The following is a 12,253-nucleotide window of genomic DNA, read 5'->3' on the forward strand; positions in this document are numbered from 1 at the left end:
CCAGATCAGCGCGCCCACTGCCTGGCTATGTCAGCCGCACGCTCGCGCGCTCGCTCATCGAGCGCCATCAACTCATCCAGACTGCCAACGACACCGGGTTGCACGGATTCCAGCGTCTGCAGATTGACGGCATGAATGCGGTCAAACGACAGGCGACGCTCCAGGAATGCAGCGACAGCCACTTCGTTCGCTGCGTTGAGCACCGTGGTCGTACCCTCGGGCGCGCGCAGCGCCTGCCAGGACAGATGCAGGCCCGGAAAGCGATGCGCATCCGCCTCCTCGAAGGTCAGCGCCGCCAGCTTGGCGAAATCCAGCACAGGTGCGCCGCTCTCGATGCGCTCGGGCCAGGCCAGGCCACAGGCAATCGGCACACGCATATCGGGCGTTCCCAGCTGGGCGAGCACGGACGCATCCTTGAACTGCACCATGGAATGCACGATCTGCTGGGGATGGATCACCACCTTGATTTTCTCGGGCGCCATATCGAACAGCCAGCGCGCCTCGATCACCTCCAGCGCCTTGTTCATCATGGTGGCCGAGTCCACCGAGATCTTGCGTCCCATGGAAAAATTGGGATGCGAGCAAGCCTGCTCGGGCGTGATTTCGGACAATGTCGCCGGATCGCGCTGGCGGAACGGACCGCCCGATGCCGTCAACAGCAAGGAGTCGACGCGATCAGCCCAGGTGCTGCTGTCTTCGGGCAGGCACTGGAAGATGGCCGAGTGCTCGCTGTCGATGGGCAGCAAGGTGGCACCATGACGCTTGACCGTGTCCATGAACAGCGCGCCGCCCACCACCAGGGCCTCCTTGTTGGCCAGCAGCAGACGCTTGCCGGCCCTGGCGGCCGCCAGACAGGGCGCCAGACCGGCCGCTCCGACAATCGCCCCCATGACGGCATCCACATCCGGGTGCGACGCAATCACTTCAAGAGCATCCCGCTCCTGGAGAACCTGTGTCTGAAGCCCGTTTTGCTTGATTGCCTCGGCCAGTTGACGAGCATGAGGCGCACTGGCCATCACAGCGAACTGTGGCTTGAACTGCGCACATTGCCTGAGCATCAGATCCACCTGCGTGGCTGCGCTCAGCGCGAAGATTTCGTATTGTTCAGGGTGGCGCGCCACCACATCCAGGGTATTGGTTCCGATGGAACCGGTAGAACCCAGAACCGTGATTTTCTGCTTCATGGATGCACAAAGGATGAGAGCATCATCGCCAACGGCAGTGTGGGCAGGAGGGCATCAATGCGATCCAGGACACCACCATGGCCGGGCAGCAAGCCGCTGCTGTCCTTGACACCGACGCTGCGCTTGATGAGGGATTCGACCAGGTCGCCCACCACACTCATCGCAGCCATAAACACCGCAGCCAGCAGCAGGAACCAAAGTCCGCGCGACTGCAGCACCGAATAGAAACTGGGAACACCGGCGCCGTAGTGACGATCTGCCCAGCTCCAGACCAGAGCCAGCACAATCACCCCCAGCATGCCGCCCCAGACACCTTCCCAGCTCTTGCCGGGACTGATGGAAGGAGCAAGCTTGTTCCTGGTGAATTTCAGGCCGAAAGTGCGGCCTGCAAAATAGGCGAAGACATCAGCCACCCAGACCAACACCAGCACCGACAGCAGGAAGTTGATGCCGATATTGCGCGCCTGCACCACGGCCAGCCAGGCCAGCCACAATGCCAGCACGCCGCCGACCAGACGAACTGCAGCCGGAATATGCGGCCAGCCCGCCACGCCAGCGCGCAGCAGCAAAACGCCCCCCAGCACCCAGAGGGAACCTGCAATCAGCCACACCGTGTGCAGAGGCTGATCCACCCAGCCGGCCCACCAGGAGCCGGCGCACAGCGCCGTACAGACAGCACCCAGGCCCAGTGAGCCTGCCTGTCCAAAACCATTGAGTCGCCCCCACTCCCAGGCACCAGCCGCCATGAACAACAGCATCAGTGCGGCAAAGGGCACGCTGCTGGCCGTATAAAACAGTGCCGGCAGCAAAATGGCCAGCAAAATCAAGGCGGTAATGACGCGCTGCTTGAGCATGGCACCTCTTATGGTTAAACCGTCAAGGTGACGGTGGATGATGGTTGAATCTGCTCGGAAGTCTGGCCGAAGCGGCGCTCACGACCGCCAAACACGGCAATGGCCTCGTCAAGAGCCGCCTCATCGAAATCAGGCCACAGGGCATTGCTGAAAAAAAGCTCTGTATAAGCAGCCTGCCAGAGCAGGAAATTGCTGATGCGGGTCTCGCCACCGGTGCGGATCATGAGATCCGGATCCGGCACATGGGCCAAAGCCATGGCCCTGTCCAGATTCTCGGGAGTCAGCTCCAGCCCCTGGGCCACCAGCTTCTGTGCAGCCTGGGCTATATCCCAGCGGCCACCGTAGTTGAAGCAGACGTTGAGAACCAGACGCGTGTTGTGAGCGGTGATGCGCTCGGCCTCTGCCAAGCCCTCCCGAACCTTGTCGCTCAGCCCCTGACGGTCGCCGACAAAGTACAGGCGCACGCCGTCGCGGCTGAGTTGAGCGACTTCCTTGGCCAGGGCATTGGCCAGCAGGCTCATGAGGCCCGAGACCTCTTCCTGAGGCCGGTTCCAGTTCTCGGAGGAAAACGCAAACACAGTGAGCACCTGCACGCCACGCTCGACGCAGGCGCGAGCGCAGCGGCGCAGGGACTCCACCCCCTGCTTGTGACCGGCAAGACGTGGAAGCAGACGGCGCTTGGCCCACCGCCCGTTACCGTCCATGATGACGGCGATATGGCGCGGAACCGCGCCGTTTTTCTTGGATGTCAAAAGTGCAAGTCCTTTGGAAAGACTCAGACCGCCATGATGTCCTGTTCCTTGGCCGCCACCAGCGTATCGACCTCGGCAATATGCTTGTCGGTGATCTTCTGGATTTCGGCTTCGGAGCGCTTCTGATCGTCTTCAGAGGCTTCCTTGTCCTTGACCAGCTTCTTCACGCCTTCATTGGCATCGCGACGCAAGTTGCGAACGGCAATCTTGGCATTCTCGCCTTCGTTGCGCGCCAGCTTGGTCATTTCCTTGCGGCGCTCTTCGCTCATGGGAGGCATGGGCACGCGGATCAGGTCGCCCATGGAAGCGGGATTCAGGCCCAGATCGCTCTCGCGAATGGCCTTTTCCACCTTGGCAGCCATGTTCTTTTCCCAGGGCTGCACGCTGATGGTGCGGGAATCCAGCAAAGACACATTGGCCACCTGGGACAGAGGCACCATGGAGCCGTAGTACTCGACATGAATGGCATCCAGCAGCGCGGGATTCGCACGGCCGGTACGCACGCGAGCCAGATTGTTCTTCAGAGCCTCGATGGACTGACCCATCTTGGTTTCGGTGTTCTTTTTGATTTCAGCGATCGTCATGTTCTTGTTCCTTTGCGGGCATGTGGCGGCAAAACGCTCAAGCGTACACCAGAGTGCCTTCGTCTTCACCCATGACCACGCGCTTGAGTGCGCCGGGCTTGACGATGGAGAACACGCGAATCGGCAGCTTCTGGTCGCGGCACAGCGCGAAAGCCGTGGCATCCATGATGCCCAGATTGCGCGAGATGGCCTCATCGAAAGCCAGCTTGTCGTAGCGTGTGGCCGAAGGATCCTTGACCGGGTCAGCCGTGTACACGCCATCCACCTTGGTGGCCTTGAGCACGACTTCGGCGCCAATTTCAGCACCACGCAGCGCAGCGGCCGTGTCGGTGGTGAAGAAGGGATTGCCCGTACCGGCAGCGAACACCACGACCTTGCCCTCTTCCAGGTACTGCAGCGCCTTGGGGCGCACATAGGGCTCGACCACCTGCTCGATACCAATGGCCGACATCACGCGCGCCGTCAGGCCCTGCTTGTCCATGGCATCTGCCAGAGCCAGGGCATTCATCACCGTGGCCAGCATGCCCATATAGTCGGCAGTCGCACGGTCCATGCCGACCGAGCCGCCCGCCACGCCGCGGAAGATGTTGCCGCCGCCGATCACCACGGCAACCTGCACACCCACCTTGGTCACTTCCACGATCTCAGCCACCATGCGCTCGATGGTTGCACGGTTGATGCCGAACTGGTCATCTCCCATTAACGCCTCCCCCGACAGCTTGAGCAAGATGCGCTTGTGGGCTGGAATGGCGTTGGACATGGTGTTTCTCCGATGGAAGTTGAATGAGTATGAAAACGGGAGGGGAATAAATCAATCGCGGCTCTAGGCCGCGATTGTTGCTAAGGCTTAGGTTTAAGCACCAGCCTTGGCTGCTGCCACCTGGGCAGCCACTTCAGCGGCGAAGTCATCAGTCTTCTTCTCAATGCCTTCACCCACGACATACATCGTGAACGCCTTCACATTGGTGTTGGCAGCCTTGAGCATCTGAGCCACTGTTTGCTTGCCGTCAGCAGCCTTCACGAAGACCTGGTCGGCCAGGGACACTTCCTTCAGGTACTTCTGCACGGAGCCTTCCACCATCTTGGAAACGATGTCGGCAGGCTTGCCGGATTCGGCTGCCTTGCCTTCGGCCACAGCGCGTTCCTTGGCGATCAGGTCAGCAGGCACGTCAGCGGAAGTCAGAGCCACGGGCTTCATGGCAGCCACGTGCATTGCCACGTCCTTGGCAGCAGCAGCGTCGCCGTCGAACTCGACCACCACGCCAATGCGAGTGCCGTGCACGTAGGCAGCCAGGCCAGCGCCGCTGAAAGCCTTGAAGCGACGGAAAGACATGTTTTCGCCGATCTTGCCGATCAGACCCTTGCGCACGTCTTCCAGAGTGGGGCCGTAGCCGTCTTGCTCGTAGGCCAGGGCGCCCAGAGCGTCCAGGTCAGCGGGATTGTGCTCGGCGACCAGCTTGGCAGCGGCATTGGCCATGGCCAGGAAGCTGTCGTTCTTGGACACGAAGTCGGTTTCGCTGTTCACTTCGATCAGGCCACCCTTGCCGCCGTCGATGAAAGCAGCCACAACGCCTTCAGCAGTCACGCGGGAAGCGGCCTTGCCAGCCTTGGTACCCAGCTTGACGCGCAGCAGCTCTTCAGCCTTGGCCATATCGCCATCAGCTTCGGTCAGAGCCTTCTTGCATTCCATCATGGGGGCGTCGGTCTTGGCGCGCAGTTCGGCGACCATGCTTGCAGTAATTGCCATCGTATTTCTCCAGTATCAGTTCGATTCGTTACAGGATTCCGGCTAAAAAAACGGGGCTACCTAGAGCCCCGCTTTTTCTCGCGATGCGGTCGCGCAGCCGGACTTCGCTTAGGCGGCGGATTCTTCCACTTCCACGAACTCGTCGCCGTTCTCACCGGCAGCGGCCTTCACCACGTCGTTCAGACGAGCTTCACGGCCTTCCAGGATTGCGTCGGCAATGCCTTGGGCGTACAGCTGCACAGCCTTGGCGGAGTCGTCGTTACCAGGGATCACGTAGTCGATGCCATCGGGGTTGTGGTTGGTGTCAACCACGCCGATCAGAGGAATGCCCAGCTTCTTGGCTTCAGCGATAGCGATCTTGTGGAAGCCCACGTCGATCACGAAAATGGCGTCGGGCAGACCGTTCATGTCCTGAATGCCGCCGATGTCCTTTTCCAGCTTTTCCAGTTCGCGAACGAACATCAGCTGTTCCTTCTTGGACATGGATTCCAGACCGGCTTCTTGCTGAGCCTTCATGTCCTTCAGACGCTTGATGGAGGTCTTGACAGTCTTGAAGTTGGTCAGCATGCCGCCCAGCCAGCGCTGGTCAACGAAGGGCACGCCAGCGCGCTTGGCTTCTTCAGCCACCAGCTCACGGGCTTGACGCTTTGTACCCACCATCAGGATGGTGCCGCCGTTAGCAGTCAGCTGCTTGGCGAACTTCTGGGCTTCCTGGAACATCGGCAGGGACTTTTCCAGGTTGATGATGTGGATCTTGTTGCGGGCACCGAAGATGAACGGAGCCATCTTGGGATTCCAGAAACGAGTTTGGTGACCGAAGTGGACGCCGGCTTCCAGCATCTCGCGCATTGTTACTGCCATGTTAATTACCTCAAAGGTTGGGTCTAAAATCCGGCCCAACGATTGCAGCCGCCTTGAAAAAAGCGAGCGCAACACCTTGAATAGGCCGGTTTGCTATTTGCCTTGCCGACTTAAAAGCAATTGCTGCAACACTCAAAAACGCCATCGCATCAACCACTTTCAGAGCTTTTCAAGTCAATCCTCACGGACTAACCCTTAGCAAAGCCGCAAAATTTTAGCACACTGCCATGCAACTCGACCTCAGTCACGTCGCTCTTGAGATCCGCGAAGGCCGCCAAAGCGCTGCAAACCTCATGCAAATGAGCATTGCTGCCGCGCAAAGCCCCTTGTGCGCCAACGTTTTCAGCCAGACTTTTTTTGACGAGGCACGCTGGGCTGCTGCAGAAACGCCATCCACTACACCCCTGGCCGGCCTGGCCATCTCGGTCAAGGATCTGTTCGACACGCAAGGCGCGCGCAGTGCCGCCAGCTCCCTGGTGCTGCAGGATGCGCCCCTCGCCCGAGCAGACGCCACGGCCGTTGCCCGCCTGCGCGCGGCAGGCGCGGCCATCATCGGCCGCACCCATATGGTCGAGTTCGCGTTTTCCGGCGTTGGCGTGAACCCGCATTTCGGCACCCCCGCCGCGCTGGACGCACGCCACCCCGCCAATCCTCAGCTGGCGCCCACATGGCCGGCCCGCATTCCGGGCGGCTCCTCGTCAGGAGCAGCTGTATCCGTCGCCAGCGGCGCCGCCTGGGCGGCTCTGGGCTCGGACACCGGGGGCTCCATCCGCATTCCCGCTGCACTCAATGGCCTGGTTGGCTTCAAAAGCACGGCCAGGCTGGTTCCCACCGAAGGAACCGTGCCACTCTCGCCCACACTCGACACTGCCTGCGCCATTACGCGTAGCGTGCGCGATGCCGTGCTGCTGCACGAGATTCTGGCCGAGCGCAAAGTCACCAAGGACGAACGCAGCCTGAGCCAGTGGCGCCTGGCAGTGCCACGCCCCGTCTTCTTCGATCAGATCGAGCCCGCCGTGCGCAACACCTTCGAACGCAGCATCGCCAAGCTGCAGGCCGGCGGCGCACAGATCGAGTGGATTGACCTGCCCGAGCTGGAGGAGCTGGACGGCGTCAACATCATCGGGGGCTTCTCGCCCACCGAAAGCTATGCCTGGCACCGGCGTCATCTGCAGGACCCCGCCAAGGCCGCGCTCTACGACCCCCGAGTACGCTCGCGCATAGAGCGCGGCGCGAGCATGAGCGCTGCCGACTATCTGGATCTGCTGGCCGCGCGCAAGCGCTGGATTGCCAAGATGGAGAGTGCCATAGTCAGCTATGACGCCCTGCTCTCGCCCACCACGCCGATCACAGCACCCACGATTGCATCCGTCGCCCCGACCAACGGTTTCGACGCCGCAGCCGACGCCAAGCGTGACGAGGAATTTTTCCGCGTCAACGGCCTACTGCTGCGCAATACCAGCGTGGTCAATATGCTGGACGGCTGCGCCCTGTCACTGCCGTGCCACAACCCGAACGAGCTCCCCATGGGCCTGATGATCTGGCATGCCGCCCTGCACGACGATGCCATCCTGAATATCAGCGCGGGCATCGAAGCCGTGCTCAATCGCGACTGACTTCAATTTCCGTAGCTATAACCGCTTATGGCTATTGAATTAAAAGGCAAAAATCATAAAAACCCACAAATGCGCAGCCGGAGGCTATCCTCGGGCCATGCTGCGCATTTCTCCCTCCGACACCCCGCCCGCCTCCATTTCCGCTGGTCAAGGCTGGCCACTGTTCAGCACCGCCGCCACACGTCAGATTGAGAAGGCTTGCGCCGACCGCCTGCCGCCTCACAGGCTGATGGAACGCGCAGGCCTTGCCATCGCCAGGCTGGCAATGGCAATAGCCCCGCACGCGCAACGCATCTGGATTGCCTGCGGCCCTGGCAACAACGGCGGCGACGGCTTTGAGGCGGCAGCTCAGCTCAGGGCCATGCTGCCCCATGCGCGAATCATGGTCAGCGAAGTGCGCGCACCTGCCGAACTTCCGTCCGATGCACAGATTTCCCGGAACAAAGCCTTGCAGGCTGGCGTGCAGTGGCTCGATGACGCCCCCGTCGATCTGGGACCACAAGACCTGTGTGTTGATGCACTGCTGGGCATAGGACTGAGCCCGCGCACTTTTGGCAAGACCTCGGCTGCCGATCAGCGCCTGCTGCAGTTGCTGGCCCTGGTTCAGCATTGCACCTGCAACGTACTCTGTGTAGACGTTGCCTCAGGCCTCGATGCCGATACCGGTCAATATCTGAGGGAATTCGCACCCGGCCACATCTCCGCCGACCAACGACGCCACACGCTTGCCTTGCTGACCCTGCAGCCCGGCCTGTTCACCGGTCAGGGCCGCGATGCCTGCGGACAAATCTGGTGGGACGACCTGGGCTGCGGCATTGCCAGCGCTCCCGACGTACCGCACTCGCCCGCCCTAGTCGCTGCAGCACAGCCCACGGCATATCTGAGCAACCCAGGCCCTGCCTCCTCAAGAACACGCCCGCACGCCAGTCACAAAGGCAGCTTTGGCGATGTGGCCGTGCTCGGCGGCGAAGGCCTGGGCATGCGCGGCCTGTCGATGACGGGCGCTGCCTGGCTGGCGGCACTGGCGGCACTGCACGCTGGAGCCGGTCGCGTCATGCTGGCCTTGCTGGACGAGCAATCACCGCAAGGCACTTCGCCCTGGCCGGAAATCATGTTGCGCCAACCCGCCGCGCAGGACTGGAGCCAGGCCACCGTGGTCTGCGGCTGCGGTGGCGGCGAAGCCGTGCACGCCTGGTTGCCTCACATACTGACACAAGCACCACAACTGGTGCTGGATGCCGACGCACTCAACGCCGTTGCGGCCAGCCCGGCACTGGCACAGCAGCTGAGCCAGCGCGCTGCACGCCAGCAGACCACGGTCTTGACCCCCCACCCGCTGGAGGCCGCGCGCCTGCTGCAGACCAGCACCGCTCAAGTACAAGCCAACCGCCTTCAAGCCTGCCTGCAGCTTGCCAGCAAATTTCAGTGCACGGTGCTGCTCAAGGGCTCCGGCACGGCTGTTGCCAATCCACAGCAGCAAGTCTGGATCAATGCCAGCGGCAATGCCCGCCTGGCCACGGGCGGCACGGGCGATGTGCTGGCCGGATTGATAGCAGCGCTATGGGCACAGGGTCAAAGTGCCGATATGGCAGCGACTCAGGCTGCCTTCCGCCATGGCCACATTGCAGATTGCTGGCCAGCAAACCTCCCATTCAGCGCCAGTGCACTGGCTCTGCGCCTGGGCAATCAATAAACTGCAAAAAACAAAGGCCTTGCCATTATCTGGCAAGGCCTTTCAGCTCTTGATAGGAGAGCAATCAGCGCTCGGTCTTGCGCTTGCTGGTTTTGCTTGCCGGTGCAGCCTTGGTACCTGCCGCAGGCTTGGCAGCAACCTTTACGGCTTTGGGAGCCGACTTCGCCACAGACTTCGTTGAGACCTTGGTTGCGGGCTTTGCGACCGATTTTGATTCGGGCTTGACCGCAGCCTTGGCAACAGAGATGGCCGGAGCATCAGGCGCAAGCAGAGCTGCAACCTTTTTCCTGCCTGCCGCCTTGCGAGGCTTGGCTTGCTGCACCGCAGTCACGGACTCCGTCACAGGCTCAGGCTTAGGCGCGGCGTGCTCTTGTGCGTACTCTGCCTCCAGTGCGGCCAGGTTCACGCTTTTCAGCATGGCCTTCTTGGCTGCCTTTCGGCCCTGCTTGGCGCGATCGGGCTCAGGTGCAGAAGCAGGCCCCGCAGCGGCATTGCGCTGCGCACGATTGGCCTTGGCATCGCGACGACTCCACTTGTCGGCATAGCCGCCCGCACTGCGTTCGTCACGTGACTCGCGACGGCCACGCCCCTCATCCTTGGCCTGGCCACGACCGCTGCGTGGTGTTTGTACCAAGCCATCCTCGCCATCACGAACCAGGCGGAAGTCGATGCGACGGCCGTCCAGATCCACGCGACTGACCTGCACCCGCACTCGTGCGCCGATGCCATAGCGAACACCCGAGCGCTCGCCACGCAACTCCTGCCGGGCTTCGTCGAAGCGGAAGTAGTCGCCGCCCAGCTCGGTGATATGCACCAGCCCTTCCACATACATGGCATCCAGCGTCACAAAGACTCCGAAGGTCGTGACCGAGGAAACCGTGCCCGCGAACTCCTCGCCCAGATGCTCGCGCATGTATTTGCACTTGAGCCAGGCCTCCACATCGCGACTGGCTTCATCGGCGCGGCGCTCGTTGGCGCTGCAGTGCAGGCCGGCAGCCTCCCATGCCTGGAATTCCTTGGCCGCCGAGCGCTTGCGCGGCTTTTGCCCCGGCTCGACCACACGCGAGGAGAGGCGCTTGGCCATCTTGGCTTCGGCTTCACCCGGCGTGGGCAGGCTGGGCAGCTTGTAGTGTGTGCCGTTCAGCTCAGCCTTGATCACGCGGTGCACCAGCAAGTCCGGATAACGACGAATCGGGCTGGTGAAGTGGGTATAGGCCTCAAAGGCCAGACCGAAGTGGCCCGAGCCTTCCGGCGTATAGAAAGCCTGCATCATGGAGCGCAGCAGCATGGTGTGAATCTGCTGCGAGTCAGGCCTGTCCTTGGTGGCATTAGCAATCTGCTGAAACTCCTTGGTCGAAGGGTTTTCGCTGATGCTCATGCTCACACCCATGGCCTTGAGGTAATTGCGCAGAATTTCCTGCTTTTCCAGCGAAGGCTTGTCGTGCACGCGGAACAGACCAAGCTGCCCGCTTTGGTCGATGAAATCTGCGCTGCAGACATTCGCCGCCAGCATGGCTTCTTCAATCAACTTGTGCGCATCATTGCGAGTGCGTGGCACGATTTTTTCGATGCGTCCGTTGTCGTCGCAGACGATTTGCGTCTCGGTCGTCTCAAAGTCCACGGCACCGCGCGCCTCGCGAGCCTTGAGCAGGGACTGGAAGACGCCATACAGATTCAGCAAATCCTGCACGCGCTCCTTGCGCTTGGCTGCTTCAGGGCCGCGTGTATTGGCCAGGATTGCAGCCACCTCGGTATAGGTGAAGCGCGCATGGCTATGCATGACTGCCGGGTAGAACTGATAGGCGTGAATCTCACCTTGCGCCGTGATCAGCATGTCGCAGACCATGCACAGCCGATCGACGTCGGGGTTCAAGGAGCACAGCCCGTTGCTGAGCTTTTCCGGCAGCATGGGAATCACTCGGCGCGGGAAATACACGCTGGTGGCGCGATCGTAAGCATCCACATCAATGGCGCTGCCTGTGGTCACATAGTGACTCACATCCGCAATCGCAACAAGCAGACGCCAGCCCTTGCTGCGCCCCACCTTGGCGGGCTCGCAATACACGGCATCGTCAAAGTCGCGCGCATCTTCGCCGTCAATGGTGACCAGAGGAATATCGGTCAGATCAATGCGGTGCTTGTAGTCTGCGGGTCGGACTTTTTCGGGCAGCGCCTTGGCTTGCTCGAGACAGGCGTCGGAGAAGATATGCGGCACGCCATACTTGCGCACCGCAATCTCGATTTCCATGCCTGGGTCATCCACCTCACCCAGCACTTCGGTAATGCGGCCCACAGGCTGACCAAACAAGGCCGGAGCCTCTGTCAGTTCCACCACCACCACCTGGCCCGGCTTGGCCGCGCCTGTGGCGTTGGAAGGAATCAGAACATCCTGACCGTAGCGCTTGTCTTCAGGGGCCACAAGCCACACACCGCTTTCCTGCAGAAAGCGGCCAATGATGGGCTGATCGGGACGCTCCACGATTTCCACCACACGGCCTTCGGGGCGACCGCGATGGTCATGACGGGCGATACGCACCTGGACCTTGTCCTTGTGCAGCACCGCTCGCATTTCATTGGGGGGAAGGTAGATGTCACGCTCACCATCGTCACGGACGACAAAGCCGTGTCCGTCGCGGTGGCCCTGCACAGTGCCCAAAATTTCTTCGTTCATATCGGCAACTTTTGCGCGAGGGTTCATTTTCTTGATATACAATCTATGTCTTTCCTGAGATGCCCAGGTGGCGGAATTGGTAGACGCACTAGTTTCAGGTACTAGCGGGTAACTCCGTGGAGGTTCGAGTCCTCTCCTGGGCACCAAGTTTAACGACAACCTGCAAGGGTTGAAACAAACTTGGGAAACATTCCTCAAGGGAATGTTTGCAAGCCAGACGGCATCTTAGAAAATTTGAAGATTCATATTGAATGCAAAAAAAATGCATTACAATACGAAGCTTCCCTGAAA

10 protein-coding genes and 1 tRNA gene are annotated in these 12,253 nt (G+C 60.9%); 3 read left to right on the plus strand and 8 right to left on the minus strand.

Annotation, left to right across the window (positions count from 1 at the left end; genetic code table 11):
- Positions 1-5: 5 nt before the first annotated feature.
- The 7 genes from ispC to rpsB all read right to left on the minus strand — a co-directional run bounded on the left by ispC (position 6) and on the right by rpsB (position 5,982).
- Positions 6-1,184 carry a 1-deoxy-D-xylulose-5-phosphate reductoisomerase gene (gene ispC / locus CSE6_RS22945; RefSeq protein WP_034392692.1) on the minus strand — a complete coding sequence of 393 codons (1,179 nt, stop codon included), beginning with the start codon at positions 1,182-1,184 and terminating at the stop codon, positions 6-8.
- Positions 1,181-2,038, minus strand: a complete 858-nt coding sequence (locus CSE6_RS22950; protein WP_034392693.1) for a phosphatidate cytidylyltransferase — start codon at positions 2,036-2,038, stop codon at positions 1,181-1,183. Before CSE6_RS22950 ends, ispC begins: the two co-directional genes overlap by 4 nt.
- Before the next feature lie 14 nt (positions 2,039-2,052).
- Positions 2,053-2,790, minus strand: a complete 738-nt coding sequence (gene uppS, locus CSE6_RS22955; RefSeq protein WP_034358753.1) for a polyprenyl diphosphate synthase — start codon at positions 2,788-2,790, stop codon at positions 2,053-2,055.
- Positions 2,791-2,813: 23 nt separating this feature from the next.
- Positions 2,814-3,374 (minus strand): ribosome recycling factor, encoded by a 561-nt coding sequence (gene frr, locus CSE6_RS22960; RefSeq protein WP_003067379.1) that lies wholly within the window; start codon positions 3,372-3,374, stop codon positions 2,814-2,816.
- Between the two features lie 37 nt (positions 3,375-3,411).
- Positions 3,412-4,134 (minus strand): UMP kinase, encoded by a 723-nt coding sequence (gene pyrH / locus CSE6_RS22965; protein WP_003053409.1) that lies wholly within the window; start codon positions 4,132-4,134, stop codon positions 3,412-3,414.
- 93 nt (positions 4,135-4,227) lie between these two features.
- Positions 4,228-5,121, minus strand: coding sequence for a translation elongation factor Ts (tsf, locus tag CSE6_RS22970; RefSeq protein WP_003067381.1), 894 nt, complete (start codon positions 5,119-5,121; stop codon positions 4,228-4,230).
- Between the two features lie 108 nt (positions 5,122-5,229).
- Entirely contained in the window at positions 5,230-5,982 is a 753-nt protein-coding gene (rpsB, locus tag CSE6_RS22975; RefSeq protein ID WP_003067383.1) for a 30S ribosomal protein S2, read from the minus strand.
- Positions 5,983-6,209: 227 nt separating this feature from the next.
- Between rpsB and CSE6_RS22980 the strand changes: the two genes are divergently transcribed.
- Together CSE6_RS22980 and CSE6_RS22985 are read left to right on the plus strand one after the other, a co-directional pair.
- Positions 6,210-7,598 carry an amidase gene (locus CSE6_RS22980; protein WP_059441575.1) on the plus strand — a complete coding sequence of 463 codons (1,389 nt, stop codon included), beginning with the start codon at positions 6,210-6,212 and terminating at the stop codon, positions 7,596-7,598.
- 97 nt (positions 7,599-7,695) lie between these two features.
- Positions 7,696-9,291: an NAD(P)H-hydrate dehydratase gene (locus CSE6_RS22985; RefSeq protein WP_059441576.1), complete on the plus strand. Its 1,596-nt coding sequence runs from the start codon at positions 7,696-7,698 to the stop codon at positions 9,289-9,291.
- A gap of 64 nt (positions 9,292-9,355) precedes the next feature.
- Here CSE6_RS22985 and rnr read toward each other — a convergent pair whose 3' ends face one another.
- Positions 9,356-11,989 (minus strand): ribonuclease R, encoded by a 2,634-nt coding sequence (gene rnr, locus CSE6_RS22990; protein ID WP_034358774.1) that lies wholly within the window; start codon positions 11,987-11,989, stop codon positions 9,356-9,358.
- Positions 11,990-12,023: 34 nt separating this feature from the next.
- Between rnr and CSE6_RS22995 the strand changes: the two genes are divergently transcribed.
- Positions 12,024-12,108: transfer RNA gene (locus tag CSE6_RS22995), tRNA-Leu, on the plus strand.
- Positions 12,109-12,253 lie beyond the last annotated feature (145 nt).

This window comes from Comamonas sp. E6 (assembly GCF_001010305.1).
Lineage (GTDB): Bacteria > Pseudomonadota > Gammaproteobacteria > Burkholderiales > Burkholderiaceae_C > Comamonas > Comamonas thiooxydans.